We start from the raw sequence: 16,843 nt of genomic DNA, 5'->3' as shown, positions 1-16,843 counted from the left end.
TTTCGTCGTTGGAAGGTGTGGATGCTCCGTGTTGACGTCAACACGGTACGATCGCGACTCTACATGTTGACGTCAACATTCGGAAGGGGTGTCGCTCGAGACACCCGCGCGCCCGGTTGTGCCCGCCTGCGCACCGGAGGATGCTGAGGGCATGAGCGATCATCAGGAATTCCTCTCGTGGGTGCACCACGATCTGGTCGCAGCGGAGCGGGCGTTGTTCAACGGCGACGACGGCCCCCGCCGGGCGATCTGGTCCTCGAACGAACCGGTCAGCGTGCTCGGAGCGTGGCGCAACGGCGTCGGCCGCGCGGAGCTCGTCGGCGCGTTCGAGGAGCTGACCATGACCTTCTCGAACTGCACGTCGTACGACCTCGACCTCATCTCGTCGGATGTCGTCGGCGACATGGCGTTCACGGCCGGCTACGAGCGCATCTCGTGCGACGTCGACGGGAAGCCGCGCACCATGACGGTGCGCGCGACCCAGGTCTACCGCCGGGAGGACGGCACCTGGCGGGTGGTGCACCGGCACGCCGACCCGATCGGCTGAGGCGCCGCGAGCGCGCAGCCCGCCGCGGTCAGGCGAGCAGTTCGACCTCGCAGTCGATGCCGGATGCGGCGGCAAGGCGCCGGTCCCCCGTGAAGAGCGCGCACCCGAGCACCTCGGCGAGGGCGACGTACATCGCGTCGTACGTCGTGAGGTTGTCCCGATGCCCGAGGGCCGCGCGGACGAGTGGGGCCGACGGATGCCGCTCCACTCGCAGCCGCGCCAGGTCATCGACCGCACGGTCCAGCCGGGCGTCGCTGATCCGGCCCGCGAGCCGGAGCCCGCGCAGGGCGGACGCGACCTCCACGTCGAGGAGGTCGGGCGCCCAGAGTTCGTCGGCGGCGAGGCGCGCACGCGTGGCATCCGCTCGCGCAGCACCGACGAGCGCCTCGACGACGACCGATGCGTCGACCACGATCATGCGCGCCGCTCGCGCCCGGCCCGGATCGCCTCGACGAGCTCATCGAGACCGACGTCGACTCCGTCGCCCCGAGCCTCGATCTCGCTGAACAGCTCGGCTGCCGTCGGGCGCGCGGCGAGCTTCGCCAGCTCGGACGACAGGTACTGCTGCAGCGACTGCCCCCGGCGTTCGGCCCGCGCCACCAGCGCGGCGTGCACCTCGGGCGCGAGGTCGCGGATCAGCACGTTCGGCATGCTTTCAGTATGCATGCATCTCTTCGGTCTGCACCATCATCGGCAGCAGCGTGGCAGACCTCGGTCGACACCCGCACGATCGGCGTTGCGCCCACCGGGCGCATGAGCGCGCGCGTGCCTGTGGAGGACCGGTCGTCGACGAGCTGCTGCGTCTGCCGGGCCATCTCGGCGCGGTCGAGCAGCCCGAAGGTGTACCGCGGCCTCGGCATCGACGACCGCGCCTTCCGCGACCTGCCGGTGGCGCTGCCCGCCTGAGCCATCGCTGACGTACCGCGCGTCGGCGCCCCGGCGTAGCATCGCGTCAGCAGGCAGACCACGAGGGGGCGGCGCATGGGCATCATCGCGGCGAACGTGTTCCTGACGCTCGACGGCGTCTACCAGGGGCCCGGGGCGAGGGACGAGGACCCGTCGGGCGGATTCGCGTTCGGCGGCTGGCAGGCGCCGTTCGCCGAGGCGGAGTCGGGCGCCGAGATCCTCGCCGACATCGAGCGCCTCGACGCGCTGCTGCTCGGGCGGCGCACCTACGACATCTTCGCCGCGTACTGGCCGGCGTTCGGCGACGCGAATCCCATCGCGGCGAAGTTCAACCAGGTGCCGAAGTTCGTCGCGTCACGCACGCTGACCGCGCCCGGCTGGGCCGGCACCGAGGTGCTGGCGGATGCCGCCGAGCAGGCCGGAGCCCTGCGCGAGCGCTTCGACCGCACCCACGTCATCGGCAGCGGCGCACTCGTGCGGGCGCTGCTCGCCGCGGGCCTGGTCGACGAGCTGAAGCTCTGGGTCTTCCCCGTCGTGCTCGGTTCGGGCAAGCGGCTGTTCGACGACGCCGTGCCGACGACCTACGAGCTCGTGCAGCCGGCGCGCACCTTCGCGAGCGGCGCGGTCTCGCTCGTCTACGCGCCCGCGGGCGACGTCGTCACCGGCGACATGAGCGCCGCGTAGCCGCCGCATCGCGCGCCGGCCGCGCTGGGCACGCGTTCGCGCCGCATCGCGCGCCGCCCGCGGGTGCGCCGTCCGTGGCATCCGCCAGCAGTCGCCACCGGCTGCGCACCAGCCGCTCGGCGGCGTTCGCCGGACGCCCCTCAGTCGATACCCACGCCCTATTTTGACAATACCCCCGGGGTATCCGTACGATGGTGTCATGACCAAGCGCTACATCATCATCGGCGGTGTCGCCGGCGGCATGTCCGCCGCCACTCGCCTGCGCCGGCTCGACGAGCACGCCGAGATCACGGTGCTCGAACGCGGCGGCCACGTGTCGTTCGCCAACTGCGGCCTCCCCTACTACCTGGGCGGCGTCATCGAGGAGCGCGGCGACCTGCTGCTGCAGACCCCCGACTCGCTCCGCCACCGCTTCGACCTCGACGTGCGCGTGCGCACCGAGGCCGTCTCGATCGACCGCGAGGCGAAGACGGTGCGCGTGCGCGACCTCGCCTCGGGCACCGAGCACGACGAGCCGTACAACGCGCTCGTCCTCTCCCCCGGCGCGACGCCGGTGCGCCCGCCGATGCCGGGCGGCGAGCGCATGCTCACGCTCCGCGACATCGACGACGTCGACGCGGCGATGGCCGAGCTGGCCGTCGCGCCTCGCACCGCGCTCGTCATCGGCGCCGGCTTCATCGGCCTCGAGATGGTCGAGAACCTCCTGCACCGCGGCCTCGAGGTGACCCTCGTCGAGCTCGCCGACCAGGTGCTGCCGCCGCTCGACCGCGAGATGGCCGGCCCCGTCGCCGAGCGCCTCGTCGAGGCGGGCGTCGACGTGCGCCTCGGCACGCAGGTGACCGAACTCGGTCCCGACACGGCCACGCTCTCCGACGGCACCACGGTGCCCGCCGACTTCGTGCTCGGCTCGATCGGGGTGCGCCCCGACACGTCGCTCGCCGCCGCGGCGGGCCTCGAGATCGGCGAGCGGGGAGGCATCCGCGTCGACGAGCTGCTGCGCACCAGCGACCCGTCGATCTGGGCGATCGGCGACGCCGTGGAGAAGACCGATGCGATCTCGGGCGACCAGCGACTCATCGCCCTCGCGGGCCTCGCGAACCGCCACGGCCGCCTCGCCGCCGACGCGATCGCGGGCCGCGACGTGCGCGTGCGCGACGCGCTCGGCACCGCCGTCGTCGGCGTGATGGGCCTCACCATCGCCGCGACCGGCTGGAACGAGAAGCTGCTGCAGCGCGTCGGCCGCGACATCCGCGTGATCCACACCCACCCCGCCTCGCACACGGGCTACTACCCGGGCGCCGAGGCGATGGCCCTGAAGCTGATCGTGGATGCGACGACCGACGAGATCCTCGGCGCGCAGGCCGTGGGGGGCGACGGCGTCGACAAGCGCATCGACGTCATCGCGACCGCGATGGCCGGCAACCTCACCGCGGCCGACCTCGCCGACCTCGAGCTGGCGTACGCGCCGCAGTACTCGTCGGCGAAGGACCCGGTGAACATGCTCGGCTACGTCGACCGCAACTCGCTCGAGGGCCTGACCCCGTCGGTGCAGTGGCACGAGCTCGAGGCCGAGCTCGACGCCGGTGCGACCCTCATCGACGTGCGCAGCCGTGGCGAGCACGCCGCGGGCGCCATCCCCGGTGCGCTGCTGTTCCCCATCGACGAGATCCGCGCCCGCCGCGACCAGCTCCCCGAGGGCCGGCTCATCGTGCACTGCAAGGTCGGCCAGCGCGGCCACACCGCCGTGCGCCTGCTCGCCCAGCTCGGGCGCGAGGCCGTGAACCTCGACGGCGGCTACCTCACCTGGCGCGCCGGCACCACCGAGATCGTCCGCGAGCGCGAGCTCGTCGCCTGAGACCCGGATGCCGCGGGGACCCCTTGCCCCGCGGCATCCGCTCGATGCAGGCGAAGCGGATGCCTCCGGCCGACGCCGGCCCGCGGCATCCGCCCGCCGCCCATCGAACCCCTCCATCACCCCGAACCCGGACCCCCCGGACCCCGACCACCCGGTCACCGACGAAACGGAGAACCACCCATGTGCAGTGCAGTCACCTGCCGGAAGTGCGGCAAGACGACCTGGGCCGGATGCGGCCAGCACGTCGACCAGGTCATGCGCGGCGTCCCCCGCAACCAGCGTTGCGAGGGCCACGAGGCCGAGCCGAACTTCTTCTCGCGCCTCTTCTCGCGCTGACGCGGGCGTCGCCCGCGCCCCGGCGCTCGCGCGCCCCGCTCGCGGCCGCGCAACCCGCGCCCGCGAGAGTACGCGAAGTGCGGTTATCCGAGGCGGATAGCCGCACTTTGCGTACTCGAGGTCGCCACCAGCCTGGCCACGCCAGCCCGCGCGGCCAGCGCTGGTGCGCGAACCGTGGCGATCTGCCGTCGAGACCACCGGTTGCGCACCGGCAGCGGCGCGCCAGGCTCAGCCGAGCGCGGCCGCCACACGGCCGGCACGCTCCATGAACGCCTCGAGGTCGGGTTCGTCGCGCGTCGGCTCGAGCACGACGCTGTCGGCGCCCGCCTCGAAGAGCAACTCGGCGGCCGCGGCGACCTCGTCGACGTCGCCGGCCACGAACTTCGCCGGGTCGTCGGCGAACCCCCAGCGCTCGGCGTCGCCCGCCATGCGCGCCCGGGCGTCGTCGCCGCCGAACGCAGCGAGCACGTAGACGACGATGTCGTTGCGGCCACTGCGACCGGATGCCTCGCGGCCGGCCTCCACCAGCGAGATCGCGTCGCGCAGCATCGTGGGGGTCGTCCCCTCGGTGAGCACGGTGCCGTCGGCGACCTCGCCCGTCAGCCGCAGCGTCTTCGGGCCCTGGCCGGCCGCGTACACGGCGGGCGCGGCGGCGGGCGGCCAGTCGAGCCGCACGCCGTCGAGCGACACGTAGCGCCCGCTCGTCGTGAGCTCGTCGCCGGCGAGCAGGGCCCGCACGGCCGGCACGTACTCGCGCATGAGCGTGAGCGGCGAGGCGACGCGGCTGCCCGTCTGGCCCATCCACGACAGCACGCCGTGCCCGAGCCCGGGGATCAGGCGACCCGGGAACATCCGCTCCACCGTCGCGATCTCCATCGCGGTCAACGCCGCGTTCCGCAGCGGCATCGGCGCAATACCGATGCCCACGCGGAGGCGCTCGCTCCACGCGAGCGCCGCGGCTGCCTGCGAGAACGCGGCCTCGCGGAAGCAGTCCTCGAACACCCAGAGCTCGTGCACCCCGCTGCGGTCGGCCGCCTCGACGGCGGACCGCATGCGTTCGGGCGGGAAGGCGGGCTGGAAGATCGCTCCGATGCGTCGCATGGGCCCAGCCTGCCACCTGCCGCCCACGCCACACCGTGGCCGGAGCGCGGTCGCTCGCCCCAGGGTCGTATCGTGAGTTCGCCACCCACCGACCGAGGAGACCGACGATGGCCGCCTTCCCCACCCCCTACGTCGCCGACGAGGCCCGCTACGACGGCGCGCCCTTCCGCCGCACCGGACGCAGCGGCCTGATGCTGCCCGAGATCTCGCTCGGCCTGTGGCAGAACTTCGGCAACACGCGCCCGTTCGAGCTGCAGCGCGACATCGTGCGCACGGCGTTCGACAGCGGCGTCACGCACTTCGACCTCGCGAACAACTACGGCCCGCCGTACGGCTCCGCCGAGGAGAACTTCGGGCGCATCCTCGCCACCGACCTCCGCCACTACCGCGACGAGCTCGTCATCTCGTCGAAGGCGGGCTACGACATGTGGCCCGGCCCCTACGGCGACCACGGCTCGCGCAAGTACCTGCTCGCCTCGCTCGACCAGTCGCTGGCGCGCATGGGCGTCGACTACGTCGACATCTTCTACTCGCACCGCGCCGACCCCGACACGCCGCTCGAGGAGACGATGGGCGCCCTCCACACCGCGGTGCAGTCGGGCCGGGCCCTCTACGCGGGCATCTCGTCGTACTCCCCCGAGCGCACCCGCGAGGCCGCGCGCATCCTCGGCGAGCTCGGCACGCCGCTGCTCATCCACCAGCCGTCGTACTCGATGGTGAACCGCTGGGTCGAGGGCGGCCTGCTCGACACCCTCGACGAACTGGGCGTCGGATGCATCGCCTTCTCGCCGCTCGCCCAGGGCCTCCTCACCGAGCGCTACCTCGAGGGCGTGCCCGAGGGCTCGCGCGCGTCGGCGCCCGGCTCGATGTCGTCCACGCCGATCGACGACGCCACGCGCGCCCGCCTGCGCGCCCTGCGCGACATCGCCGCCGACCGCGGCCAGAGCCTCGCGCAGCTCGCGCTGAGCTGGGTGCTCCGCGACCGGCGGGTGACGTCGGCGCTGATCGGCGCATCGAGCGTCGAGCAGCTGCGCACCAACCTCGCCGCGCTCGAGGCGCCGCCCCTCACCGAGTCGGAGCTCGCCGCGATCGACGAGCACGCGGTCGACCTGGGCATCAACCTCTGGGCGGCCTCGAGCGCGATCGGCGCCTGAACGGGATCGACTCGGCGTCGGCGGTCTCCCCCGCGGAGTTGCCGGTCTACGAGGACGATCCGGCGGAGCTCCGCCGGACGTTCTGGTACTTCCCGTCGGGCGTGGTCGCCATGATCGCGGAGCTCGAGGGCGTGACGCACGGGCTCGTGGCATCCGCTTTCACCGTCGGCGTCTCGATCGACCCGCCACTGGTGTCGTGCGCCGTGCAGCGCACCTCCTCGACGTGGCCCGTGCTGCGCGGGGTGGATCGCATCGGCGTCTCGGTGCTCGCGCAGGACCAGGGCGACTTCGCGCGCCGCATCGGCGGCCGCGACCGCGCCGAGCGCTTCACCGGCGTGCCGCTGCGGCACACGGGTTCGTCGGCGCGGTTCATCGTCGGCGCTCCGGTCTGGTTCGAGTGCGCGCTGCACGACGAGCTGCCCGCGGGCGACCACACGCTTGCGCTCCTGCGCGTGCACGGCCTCGGCGCCGACCCCGAGTCCCGGCCACTGGTGTTCGATGGCTCGGCCTTCCGCGGGCTCCAGCTCGACGACGCGGAACTGCACGGGAATCGGGGCGGTTCCTGACCCGCGATCGCTCCGAGCGGTCCATGATGTCGGCATGAGCGCGCACGAGACCGCCACGACGCCTGCCGAATCGCGCGCCGCAGCGTCGACGAGTTCGAACGCGTCGCTCACCGCGGGCGTGCTCGCCGTCATCGCGGCGGGGCTCACCCTGCTGATCCCGGTGGCGGTCGACTGGTTGCCCGGCGACGCGTGGTCGAAGCTCAGCTGGGCGATACTCGGGCCGATCGTCACGGCGGTCATCGCGGCGGCGCTCGCGGTGGTCGCCGTCGTGACCGGCATCCTCGGGGCTCGACGCCCCGGCGGCCGCGGTCGTGCCGTGTCCGGCATCGTGCTCGGCGCGCTCGTCGTGGTCGGCGCCGTGGTGTTCGTGGGCGTCCTGGTCGCGATCACCGGCGCGCTCGGGGCGCTCCCCAGCTGAGGGCCACGGCGAGCGGACGCCCCGGGGCGCCGCCGTCCTTCGTCGTGCCGCTGGTGCGCAACCCGTGGCGAACCCCACCGTTGCCCACAGTTCGCGCACCAGCAGCATCTGGGGCGCGCTCGCGCTGGTGCGCAGACTGTGGTCCGGGCCGGTTCCCGCCACAGTTCGCGCACCAGCGGCCGCCGGGTGGCCGGGCGGCCGGGCGCCGGGTGGCCGGGCGCCGGGTGGGCGGATGGGCAGATGGCCGAGCGGCCGGGCGGCCGGGCGCCGGGTGGGCGGCCGGGCGTACTCGGTGGTGGCATGGCGAGCGGATGCCGCGGGGCGGCGCCGCGCGAAGCGTGACGCCGGCCCGGGGCGGGCGCTACGCCGCCGCGGCGAGCGGCGCGGCCGGCGCCGGCGCCACCACGAGCGCGCCGTCGCCGGCGTCGACGTGCACGGCGCCCGCGCCATCCGACACCGAGCCCGCGACGAACAGGTCGGCGATGCGGTCGTCGACCTCGCGCTGGATGAGGCGGCGCAGCGGACGGGCGCCGTATTCCGGCTCGTACCCGTGCGCAGCGAGCCACGACACCGCAGCATCCGTCACCGAGAACTCCACACCGCGCGCCGCAAGCCGCGCCCGCGTGGCCCCGAGCATCAGAGAGACGATCGACTCGATCTCGGCTTGCGAGAGCTTCTGGAACAGCACGATCTCATCGATGCGGTTCAGGAACTCGGGGCGCATGGCCTCGCGCAGCTTCGACATCACGCGCGCCCGCACATCAGAAGACGACGCGAACCCAGAGGCATCCGTCGACGCCACGAAGCCCAGCGCGCCCGAGCGCGATGCGAGGAACTCCGATCCGAGGTTCGAGGTCATGATGACCACGGTGTTGCGGAAGTCCACGACCCGGCCCTGACCGTCGGTGAGGCGGCCGTCGTCGAGCACCTGCAGCAGCAGGTTGAACACGTCGGGGTGCGCCTTCTCGATCTCGTCGAACAGCACGATCGAGTAAGGGTTGCGGCGCACGCGCTCGGTGAGCTGGCCGGCCTCGTCGTAGCCGACGTATCCGGGAGGGGCGCCCACGAGGCGCGACACGGTGTGGCGCTCGCCGAACTCCGACATGTCGAAGCGCACGATGGCGCCCTCGTCGTCGAACAGCGACGCCGCGAGGGCGCGCGCCAGCTCGGTCTTGCCGACGCCGGTGGGGCCGAGGAACAGGAAAGATCCGACGGGCCGGCCCGCGTCGCCCATGCCGGTGCGGTTGCGGCGCACCGAGCGGGCCACTGCGGCGACCGCGTCGTCCTGCCCGATCACACGGGCGTGCAGTTCGGCCTCGAGGTTCGCGAGGCGCTCGCGCTCCCCCTCGGTGAGGCGGCTGATCGGGATGCCCGTGGCGCGCGACACGACGGCCGCGATCTCGGGCTCGTCGATCACGGCTTCGCCGGAGGCACGGCGAGCGGATGCCTCGCCCGACGTCACCTCGTCGAGCTGACCCTGCACGCGGCCGATCTCGTCGCGGATGCGCGACGCCGCCTCGTAGTCCTCGGCGGAGACGGCGTGGTTCTTGTCGGCCTCGAGCTCGGCGAGCCGCGACACCAGCGCCGACACGTCGACCTTCGCGCCGAGGCGCAGCCGCAGCCGCGCGCCGGCCTGGTCGATGAGGTCGATGGCCTTGTCGGGCAGCACACGATCGGTGAGGTAGCGGTGGCCGAGTTCGACGGCTGCGCGCAGCGCGGCATCCGTGTACTCGACGCCGTGGTGCTCCTCGTACGCGGGCTTCAGCCCCTGGAGGATCAAGACGGCGTCCTCCACAGACGGCTCGCCGACGCGCACCGGCTGGAACCGGCGCTCGAGCGCGTGGTCCTTCTCGATGGTGCGGTACTCGCTCAGCGTGGTGGCGCCGATGAGGTGCAGGTCGCCGCGCGCGAGGCGGGGCTTCAGGATGTTGCCCGCATCCATGCCGCTGCCGTCACCGGGGCCGCCGGCGCCGACGACGGTGTGCACCTCGTCGATGAAGACGATGAGTTCGCCCTTCTGCGACGCGATCTCCTCCATGAGCTTCGTGAGCCGCTCCTCGAAGTCGCCGCGGTAGCGCGTGCCGGCGACCATCGCGGGCAGGTCGACGGCGACGACGCGCTTGCCGAGCAGCTGCTCGGGCACGTCGCCCGCGACGATCGCCTGGGCGAGCCCCTCGACGATCGCGGTCTTGCCGACGCCCGCCTCGCCGATCAGCACGGGGTTGTTCTTCGTGCGGCGGCTGAGGATCTCGACGGTCTGCTCGATCTCGTTCGCCCGCCCGATGACGGGGTCGAGCTCGCCGTCGACGGCGAGTGCCGTGAGGTCGGTGCCGAACTTGTCGAGGGTAGGGGTGTCGGATGCTCCTGAGCTCGCGCCCTCCTCGGTCGGCGCGCCGTCGGGTGCGACCGTCTCGCGCACGCCCTGGGTGAGCGCCTCGGCCGTCACGCCGGCGCGCGCGAGCACCTGGCCCGCCGGGGCATCCGTGTTGATGACGAGCGCGAAGAAAAGGTGTTCGGGCTCGATGTAGGTCGATCCGCTGGAGCGCGCCACCTGGTAGGCGTGGAACAGCGCCCGCTGCGCGGACTGCGTGATGTTGGCCGCGTCGACGTCGGCGGTGTCGGATGCCGCGGGCAGCCGCGCCTCGGTGGCGCTGACGATGGTGGCGGGCTCGACGCCGATGCGCGTGATCGCCTGCGCGACGGTCTCGTCGTCGACGATGACGCGCAGCACGTGCAGCGCGTCGAGTTCGGTCTGCCCGCGCTCGAGCGCGAAGCGTCCGGCGCGCTGCAGAATGCCCTGCGTGCGCGCGGTCAGGAAGCGGCTGAGGTCGATCGACCTGGCCTGCCGCGCCTGCTCGCCCGCGAGGTACCGGGCGAGGAACTCATCGAACGAGTTGCCGCCGGTCTCGGGGTTGAAGTCGTTGGGCACCTGGGGTCCTCCTGTGCAAACTTGAGTGTGGTGTACTCAAGTTCAACGCAGGGTGTGCCGGGCTATTCCCATCGCCCTTGCGCCTCACGTTCCACGAGACCCACGGCTTCCGACTGCTTGGGGCAACTCGCCAACCACTCTTCGCAAGCGTCACAATCAGCCCGTCCGTCCATAGAGCAGGTGTGACATGAGACCCCGGGCGGATCGGCCGAGTCATCAAGACGTGGTGACTTGAGTTGTCGAGCGACCTCGACGCGCGCTTACAGCCTGCGCATTCGCATCTACATCGGGAGCGATGTAGAGGGAGTGGAAGGCTTCATCGATGAATCGGACGCCGTCAAGCACGTCACGCGCCGTCAACTCGCCCGCTTCGTGGGTGCCGGAGTTGCCGATCCATTTGACCGCAAGCAGGAGGTCGGCTTCTCGCTCGTGGCTGGTTGCGTTCCTCCAATCCTGGAGCCTCTTGTCGAGCGAGAGGAACCCGCCGCTCTTGCTCGTTCGTGGAACCCCTTGGCTCGTTAGATATCCCTCAACCGACGACCGGAGAGCGGTGGCGGCGAGCCCCGGGTCGAGGTACAAGAGTCTCGCTGCGCGCTCGACGGCTTGGCAAACCTCCTGAGGCGTGCCCTCGGGAAGCAATACAAGCGTGAGCGGGGGGCTGAAGTACTCGACCGCGTAGTAGACGGAGTACTCGTCAACGTACCCAGTCTCCTCAAAACCCTCCTCACGAGTGCGTCCCGAAGCGTCATCTACTGAGTACACGCCTGTAACAGTGATCGCCTGCCGACAACTCGGCTTCTCACACTGGCCGGTCGCCCGGAAGTTCCCAAAAACCCAGATGGGCTCCCATGCGGCGTGGGAATGCCAACTCTGCGATTCAGCATTCTCGCTCAGCGCCGGCTCGCCGAACGCCACGTAGCCGTCCGCACATGTTGGGCAAATTGGACGTGGCCACTCCTCTCCGTCTTCGAGGCCAACGGCGAACCTCCGCAGAGCGTCATACCTACTCTGATCCAAACCACACCTCTTGATGAGCGCGGTCCGACACGACGAGTCCGCTCGAATTATCTCTAGGTGCTCCGGGAAGCTGAATCCTGGAGCCCAAAAGGACCGACGTGCCTGGCGTCAACACTGCTTCGGACACTCCTAACGTGGAAGGAACTTGACTCATGTCACCAGGCTACGGCGCCGGCACGTTAGTCGACCGTTCAGCATCCCGCCTAGTGCCGCTCGAGTACCCGAGCGCTTTCCGGTCGCGTACTCACCTCGCGTGAGGACCAACGCCGCACCGATGTGGTCAGTCAGATCCGAGTGCGGCATCGATAGGGTCTTGTCTCGAGGATTGGAGCCCGCTTGAGACTCACCGAAGTATCCGTACAGAACTATCGCTCAATCACGGCGCAGACACGGTTCTCTATCGACGACTTAACAACCCTCGTCGGCCCGAACAATGAAGGAAAGTCCAACCTGCTTCGTGCCGTCGCTCTCGGTATGGATCTGATCCAGCGCTGGCCCAGCGTCCCCGACAACTACGTGAAGGGGGGAGAGGTCACAGGTCCGGCCGCAATCAACTTGCTTCGACCACGACGTTCCGGTCGCTTTGCCGCGTCCACCGCCGGGTACCGCTGGAGCGAGGACTTCCCGCTAGATAAGCAAGAGACAAAGGGTGCGAGGCCGACGACGATCCGCCTGAAGTTTCGGCTCACTGACTCTGAGATTGGAGAGTTTGCTCAGTTCACGGGGATCGCAAGCAACGGTGATCTGCCTATTGAACTCGCGCTTGGTCGACTCTCTGCTAGCTTCGGCGTGGTCAAGCCCGGCCGCGGTGCGGCTACACACCGTGCAAAGGCGAAAGACATCGCGCAGTTCATTACATCTCGCCTAACCTTCGTATCCGTTCCAGCGATCCGCACCGGTGATCAGGCGCTCGCACTGGTGAACGATCTAGCCCGCATGCGAATGCAAGCATTCCTCGCGTCCGACGAATACCAGGCCCTTACCGATCAACTCAACGACCTTAGACATCAGGCGGTGAGCAAGGTAGGCGACGACCTCACCGAGTCAGTTCGACGCTACCTTCCCTCGATCAGTTCGATCGATATCCATACGACGGACGTCCAACGAACGAACACAGTCGAAGAACTCGTGATAAACGATGGGACCAGCACGTCAATTGAGAGCAAGGGAGATGGAATCAAGAGCCTCGTCACGATGGCGCTAATCCAAGAGTTCGCCCAAGAGAAGTCAGAGAGTCAGAACTTCATTCTTGCTGTTGACGAACCCGAAGCACACCTGCATCCCTCATCCGTCCACGAACTACAAACGCTCTTCGAAGAGTTGTCCCAAAGCCAGCAAGTCATCTTGGCGACTCACAACCCGATATTCGTCAATCGGGAACGAGTCGAGTCCAATGTTCTGGTCGTATCTAACGCCGCACGACCTGCCAAGTCCGTCGCTCAGATTCGCGAAGCACTCGGTGTGCAACTCCACGACAACCTTGCTTCTGCGGACACTGTCGTTCTAGTTGAGGGTATTTCTGACGAAAGATCTATTCCAAAGCTCCTAGCCGAGGTCGAGCCACGCGTCGAGCACTCGGTATCCACCGGACGAGTGGTCTTCCGTTCAACCAAGGGCGCTGGCAGAATGCGAGCTCAGATCCAGCGTGAGAAGTCCACAGTTTGTCGAATATTGGTGGTCCTCGACGATGATGCTGAAGGTCGCGAGGAAGCGAAACGCATCAGAGAGGCTACTCTGCTCCCTGACAGAAACATCTTCATGTTGGGCGGCAGAAAGACTCAGAGCGAGCTAGAGGACTTGATCGAACCAGGTGTCTACCTCGGTGCGCTTGGAGAACACTTTGGGCGGGTGTTCACAGAGAAGCACTTCTCGAATCGAAGCAGGAAGTGGTCGAGGAACCTCGCGGACGCTGCTCTGGCCGTGGGAGTGCCGATAATTGGTGACGAGTTGAGGGATCAGGCGAAAGAGGTCGTCTCCGATGCCGCGTTAGCCGCGACTACGGCGCTCAGAGATTCAAGCAAGGATCATCTGCGCGGTCTTGCCAGCATGCTTTTTCTCGCTTCGGCCACCTTGCGAGCATAGCCGCGCTTCCCAACTCGCGATGCCGCGGGATCCACTTCAGCGCACGTCACGCCGGACTGCAAAACGAGATCGTGGGGACAGCTGGTGATCCTGATTCGGCCCGGATCCCCCGAGCGATATATCGTTGACATATCGTCGAGACCCATCAGGGCCCCGCACAACGGGAGGTCGATCATGAGCGGTTCATTCACGGGCGAAGGGTTCCCCGGAGCATCGGGTAAATGGGGTCGAGGAGGCCAAGGCCCGAATCTCTGGGAGGCCATGGAGCAGCTTCGCGGCATGTTAGAGCAGAAGGTCGGCCCGCGCATGGGCAAGGGCGACGTGCGCACGGCGGTGCTCGCGCTGCTCGCCGAGCAGCCGATGCACGGGTACCAGATCATCAGCGAGATCGCCGAGCGCAGCGGCGGCACCTGGAAGCCGAGCGCCGGATCCGTGTACCCCACGCTGCAGCTGCTCGCCGACGAGGGCCTCATCAGCGCCGAGGAGTCGGGCGGGCGCAAGACGTACTCGCTCACCGAGGCGGGGAAGGTCGAGGCGGAGGCATCCGCTGACCGCACCCCGCCGTGGAAGACATCGAGCGGGCGCGACTTCGGCGCCGGCAGCAAGCTGCCGAAGGCCGGCATCGAGCTGGCGCAGGCGGCGGCGCAGGTCGGGCGCACGGGCACGCCCGAGCAGGTCGACCAGGCCGTCGAGGTGCTCGAGGAGGCGCGGCGGAAGTTGTACGGGATCCTTGCGGAGGCTTGAGTTGGGGCGGTTGTTGGGGCGCGATCCAGTTCGACCACGCACAGCCGATTTGGCGGTGGCGGTCGAACATGCGGGTTCCGATGAACCCAGTGTGGGTACTCGCCAGTAGCCTCAAAGCATGGACCTTCTAGAACGCGCCGAGAGTCGTCGACGCGTTTCGCTCGCAGCTCTCGACCAGGTCGACCAGGCCACGATGGGACAGTTCTTCACGCCCGCTCTCGCCGCACAGATCCTTGCCGCGATGCCGCGTATCCCAAAGGGTGGAACGCTACGCGTCCTAGACCCTGGCGCGGGATCAGGCATCCTCACCGCCGCGATAGTCGATCGTGTCCGGCGGGAGGCGCCCGACGTAACGGTCGTAGTGACAGCGGTCGAAATGGACGCCAGCCTACGCACCCCTCTCGCGGAGACACTTGGCAACTGCGAAGAGGCTGGCGCAATCACTCAACTGATCGACGACGACTTTGTCGCGTGGGCGCTCTCGACCAGTGACCGCTTCGACCTCGTGATCCAGAATCCCCCGTACCGCAAGCTGCAGTCCGGCTCGACGACCCACACTGTGCTCCGTAGCGTCGGAGTCGACGTACCAAACATCTACGCCGCGTTCCTCGCGCTCGGCCTTCGTCTTCTCGATAGTGGCGGGCAGCAAGTATCAATCACCCCGCGCTCATGGATGAACGGCACGTACTACGGAGCCTTCCGTCACGACTTTGTGCGCCGCGCCGGAATCGACGCCATTCACACGTTTGAGTCTCGAAGCAAGGTGTTCGGCGACACGGGCGTCCTCCAGGAAGCGATCATCGTCACCGCTACAGTCGGCTCTCACCCCGACGAGGTCGTGGTGCACACCTCACACGATCACCGTGAGGAGGCGAGTCAGCGCCGCGTCACATACAGCGATGTAGTCACGGACGACTTCATTCACGTTCCCGCGACCCAAAGTGACTCTGACGCGGTGACTTGGATGGAGCGTGCTTCCTGCACGCTCGCCGAGATCGGTCTTTCCGTATCGACCGGACGGGTTGTGGACTTCCGATCACGAGACTTCCTGTCCCCCAAACGGACGCCTGAGAGCGCCCCAATGGTCTACTCCGCGAACTTCCGAGGCACCGAGGTCGTTCATCCGCAGCTTGGCGCGAAGAAGCCTCAGTGGTTCACCGCTGACCCGTTGACTGCCGCCAAGTTGCTCGTTCCCCCGGGTGAATACGTACTCGTGAAGCGGTTCTCCGCGAAGGAGGAGAAACGACGGGTTGTGGCCGCCCTGTGGAGCCACGAAGACGCCCCAGCGTTCGACAACAAACTGAACTACTTCCACGACAGCAAGCACGGAATCGACCCACTGGTTGCACTTGGTCTCTCGAAGTGGCTGAACTCGTCGCAGGTCGATCGCTACTTCAGGGTGTTCTCCGGTCATACCCAGGTCAACGCTGGGGACCTGCGCCAGATGCGTTTCCCAACCCTCATGCAACTTCGCGCACTAGCGGCTTCCTCCGAAGACATCGATACAGCTGTCGAGCGAATCGTGACTCGAGAGATGATCGCAGCATGAGGAGGTTGACCGAGGCCCGCGCCATCCTCACAGCATTCGGATTCGACGAGAAGCAGACGAACGATCTAGCGGGAAAGACTCTGCTGGCGCTTGCGCGCATGAAGAAGTCGACGCCCTGGGCTGAAGCGTCAAACGAGCGCTGCCGAATCTCCACCATCTACAACTGGATCGAGACGGAGCTGGGGTTCGCAAAGCCCGACAGGGAGCAGGTCCGCCGCCAGGTAATGCATCAGTTCGTTGATGCCGGGTTTTGCTTCTACAACGACGATGATCCGTCACGACCACCGAACGACCAGCGAACCAACTACCGCCTTACCGAAGACGTCCTCGCGATCATTCGCCAGTACGGCACCCAAGCCTTCGACTCGGAGATCGCGGGATACCTCGCCAAGGCACCTGGGCTTGCAGCGAAGTATGCAGCAGCGCGCGACTTGACTCGCATTCCGGTCACGCTTCCTGGAGGCATCGCACTCACGCTGAAGGCCGGTGGCCAGAACGTACTTATCAAGGCAATGATCGATGACTTCTGCGGCTACTTCATCCCCGGTGGAGAGGTGATCTACATCGGTGATGCGGACTCGAAGCTCCTTCACTTTGATGAAGCCCTCCTCAGTTCGCTCGGGGTCACCGTGGACACTCACGGCAAGCTCCCCGACCTAGTCGTCTACCAGCCGACCACCAACTGGCTCTTCCTCATGGAGGCTGCGTCATCGCACGGCCCCGTCGACGCGAAGCGCCATGGTGAACTCACTAGGCTGTTCGCCGGAAGCAAAGCAGGGCTCATCTACGTAAGTTGTTTTCCAGATCGTGCAACGATGCGGAAGTTTCTCGCTGACCTCGCCTGGGAGACCGAGGCCTGGTGCGCAAGCGACCCGACGCACATGATCCATCTCAACGGCGACAAGTTCCTCGGACCGTACATCTAGGACCTGTCGCGCGGGCCGGCTGGGTCTGT

General features: G+C 68.2%; 17 protein-coding genes. 12 read left to right on the top strand and 5 right to left on the bottom strand.

Annotated elements, in window-relative coordinates; genetic code table 11:
* Positions 1 to 151 precede the first annotated feature (151 nt).
* Entirely contained in the window at positions 152 to 547 is a 396-nt protein-coding gene (locus tag ABZK10_RS09030) for a YybH family protein (RefSeq protein WP_353808858.1), read from the top strand.
* A 28-nt stretch (positions 548 to 575) separates the two neighbouring features.
* On the opposite strand, the gene ABZK10_RS09025 is transcribed toward ABZK10_RS09030, so the two are convergent.
* Together ABZK10_RS09025 and ABZK10_RS09020 are read right to left on the bottom strand one after the other, a co-directional pair.
* A complete protein-coding gene (locus ABZK10_RS09025; protein ID WP_353808857.1) occupies positions 576 to 965 on the bottom strand; it encodes a type II toxin-antitoxin system VapC family toxin in 390 nt (129 codons plus the stop codon).
* Positions 962 to 1,198 carry a FitA-like ribbon-helix-helix domain-containing protein gene (locus tag ABZK10_RS09020; RefSeq protein WP_353808856.1) on the bottom strand — a complete coding sequence of 79 codons (237 nt, stop codon included), beginning with the start codon at positions 1,196 to 1,198 and terminating at the stop codon, positions 962 to 964. Before ABZK10_RS09020 ends, ABZK10_RS09025 begins: the two co-directional genes overlap by 4 nt.
* A gap of 114 nt (positions 1,199 to 1,312) precedes the next feature.
* Here ABZK10_RS09020 and ABZK10_RS09015 point away from each other — a divergent pair, with 114 nt between their 5' ends.
* The 4 genes from ABZK10_RS09015 (at position 1,313) to ABZK10_RS09000 (ending at position 4,328) form a co-directional block, all read left to right on the top strand.
* A complete protein-coding gene (locus ABZK10_RS09015) occupies positions 1,313 to 1,453 on the top strand; it encodes a hypothetical protein (protein WP_353808855.1) in 141 nt (46 codons plus the stop codon).
* 75 nt (positions 1,454 to 1,528) lie between these two features.
* Positions 1,529 to 2,137 carry a dihydrofolate reductase family protein gene (locus ABZK10_RS09010; protein WP_353808854.1) on the top strand — a complete coding sequence of 203 codons (609 nt, stop codon included), beginning with the start codon at positions 1,529 to 1,531 and terminating at the stop codon, positions 2,135 to 2,137.
* 199 nt (positions 2,138 to 2,336) lie between these two features.
* A complete protein-coding gene (locus ABZK10_RS09005; protein ID WP_353808853.1) occupies positions 2,337 to 3,992 on the top strand; it encodes an FAD-dependent oxidoreductase in 1,656 nt (551 codons plus the stop codon).
* Positions 3,993 to 4,172: 180 nt separating this feature from the next.
* The gene (locus ABZK10_RS09000; protein WP_353808852.1) at positions 4,173 to 4,328 is read left to right on the top strand and encodes a DUF8730 family Cys-rich protein; all 156 of its coding nucleotides are present in this window, start codon (positions 4,173 to 4,175) and stop codon (positions 4,326 to 4,328) included.
* Positions 4,329 to 4,556: 228 nt separating this feature from the next.
* Here the strand turns inward: ABZK10_RS09000 and ABZK10_RS08995 are convergent, their stop codons facing one another.
* Positions 4,557 to 5,429, bottom strand: a complete 873-nt coding sequence (locus ABZK10_RS08995) for an LLM class flavin-dependent oxidoreductase (RefSeq protein ID WP_353808851.1) — start codon at positions 5,427 to 5,429, stop codon at positions 4,557 to 4,559.
* A gap of 107 nt (positions 5,430 to 5,536) precedes the next feature.
* On the opposite strand from ABZK10_RS08995, the gene mgrA reads away from it, so the two are divergent.
* From mgrA to ABZK10_RS08980, 3 genes are read left to right on the top strand one after another with little or no spacing between them, the layout of a single operon-like run.
* A complete protein-coding gene (gene mgrA / locus ABZK10_RS08990; RefSeq protein WP_353808849.1) occupies positions 5,537 to 6,583 on the top strand; it encodes an L-glyceraldehyde 3-phosphate reductase in 1,047 nt (348 codons plus the stop codon).
* Between the two features lie 38 nt (positions 6,584 to 6,621).
* The gene (locus ABZK10_RS08985) at positions 6,622 to 7,149 is read left to right on the top strand and encodes a flavin reductase family protein (RefSeq protein WP_353808848.1); all 528 of its coding nucleotides are present in this window, start codon (positions 6,622 to 6,624) and stop codon (positions 7,147 to 7,149) included.
* Positions 7,150 to 7,183: 34 nt separating this feature from the next.
* Positions 7,184 to 7,567, top strand: a complete 384-nt coding sequence (locus ABZK10_RS08980) for a hypothetical protein (RefSeq protein ID WP_353808847.1) — start codon at positions 7,184 to 7,186, stop codon at positions 7,565 to 7,567.
* A gap of 361 nt (positions 7,568 to 7,928) precedes the next feature.
* On the opposite strand, the gene ABZK10_RS08975 is transcribed toward ABZK10_RS08980, so the two are convergent.
* Positions 7,929 to 10,496 carry an ATP-dependent Clp protease ATP-binding subunit gene (locus ABZK10_RS08975; RefSeq protein WP_353808846.1) on the bottom strand — a complete coding sequence of 856 codons (2,568 nt, stop codon included), beginning with the start codon at positions 10,494 to 10,496 and terminating at the stop codon, positions 7,929 to 7,931.
* Positions 10,497 to 10,712: 216 nt separating this feature from the next.
* Positions 10,713 to 11,411, bottom strand: a complete 699-nt coding sequence (locus tag ABZK10_RS08970) for a DUF4145 domain-containing protein (protein ID WP_353808845.1) — start codon at positions 11,409 to 11,411, stop codon at positions 10,713 to 10,715.
* Positions 11,412 to 11,849: 438 nt separating this feature from the next.
* Here ABZK10_RS08970 and ABZK10_RS08965 point away from each other — a divergent pair, with 438 nt between their 5' ends.
* The 4 genes from ABZK10_RS08965 (at position 11,850) to ABZK10_RS08950 (ending at position 16,814) form a co-directional block, all read left to right on the top strand.
* Complete coding sequence (locus ABZK10_RS08965; RefSeq protein ID WP_353808844.1) at positions 11,850 to 13,595, top strand: AAA family ATPase; 1,746 nt, start codon at positions 11,850 to 11,852, stop codon at positions 13,593 to 13,595.
* A 174-nt stretch (positions 13,596 to 13,769) separates the two neighbouring features.
* Complete coding sequence (locus ABZK10_RS08960; protein WP_353808843.1) at positions 13,770 to 14,339, top strand: PadR family transcriptional regulator; 570 nt, start codon at positions 13,770 to 13,772, stop codon at positions 14,337 to 14,339.
* Between the two features lie 118 nt (positions 14,340 to 14,457).
* Positions 14,458 to 15,888, top strand: a complete 1,431-nt coding sequence (locus ABZK10_RS08955) for an Eco57I restriction-modification methylase domain-containing protein (RefSeq protein ID WP_353808842.1) — start codon at positions 14,458 to 14,460, stop codon at positions 15,886 to 15,888.
* Positions 15,885 to 16,814 carry a BsuBI/PstI family type II restriction endonuclease gene (locus ABZK10_RS08950; protein WP_353808841.1) on the top strand — a complete coding sequence of 310 codons (930 nt, stop codon included), beginning with the start codon at positions 15,885 to 15,887 and terminating at the stop codon, positions 16,812 to 16,814. The genes ABZK10_RS08955 and ABZK10_RS08950 overlap by 4 nt, the downstream gene beginning before the upstream one ends.
* Positions 16,815 to 16,843 lie beyond the last annotated feature (29 nt).

Source organism: Agromyces sp. SYSU T00194 (assembly GCF_040496035.1).
GTDB lineage: Bacteria > Actinomycetota > Actinomycetes > Actinomycetales > Microbacteriaceae > Agromyces > Agromyces chitinivorans.
Note: the sequence above shows the minus strand (reverse complement) of the source record. Positions and strands in the feature narration are given on the sequence as shown.

Excerpts from the sequence above, each read along its gene's own strand:
- ABZK10_RS09030 (WP_353808858.1), top strand. The coding sequence starts at position 152 with ATGAGCGATCATCAGGAATTCCTCTCGTGGGTGCACCACGATCTGGTC.
- ABZK10_RS09025 (WP_353808857.1), bottom strand. The coding sequence starts at position 965 with ATGATCGTGGTCGACGCATCGGTCGTCGTCGAGGCGCTCGTCGGTGCT.
- ABZK10_RS09020 (WP_353808856.1), bottom strand. The coding sequence starts at position 1,198 with ATGCCGAACGTGCTGATCCGCGACCTCGCGCCCGAGGTGCACGCCGCG.
- ABZK10_RS09010 (WP_353808854.1), top strand. The coding sequence starts at position 1,529 with ATGGGCATCATCGCGGCGAACGTGTTCCTGACGCTCGACGGCGTCTAC.
- ABZK10_RS09005 (WP_353808853.1), top strand. The coding sequence starts at position 2,337 with ATGACCAAGCGCTACATCATCATCGGCGGTGTCGCCGGCGGCATGTCC.
- ABZK10_RS09000 (WP_353808852.1), top strand. The coding sequence starts at position 4,173 with ATGTGCAGTGCAGTCACCTGCCGGAAGTGCGGCAAGACGACCTGGGCC.
- ABZK10_RS08995 (WP_353808851.1), bottom strand. The coding sequence starts at position 5,429 with ATGCGACGCATCGGAGCGATCTTCCAGCCCGCCTTCCCGCCCGAACGC.
- mgrA (WP_353808849.1), top strand. The coding sequence starts at position 5,537 with ATGGCCGCCTTCCCCACCCCCTACGTCGCCGACGAGGCCCGCTACGAC.
- ABZK10_RS08980 (WP_353808847.1), top strand. The coding sequence starts at position 7,184 with ATGAGCGCGCACGAGACCGCCACGACGCCTGCCGAATCGCGCGCCGCA.
- ABZK10_RS08960 (WP_353808843.1), top strand. The coding sequence starts at position 13,770 with ATGAGCGGTTCATTCACGGGCGAAGGGTTCCCCGGAGCATCGGGTAAA.
- ABZK10_RS08955 (WP_353808842.1), top strand. The coding sequence starts at position 14,458 with ATGGACCTTCTAGAACGCGCCGAGAGTCGTCGACGCGTTTCGCTCGCA.
- ABZK10_RS08950 (WP_353808841.1), top strand. The coding sequence starts at position 15,885 with ATGAGGAGGTTGACCGAGGCCCGCGCCATCCTCACAGCATTCGGATTC.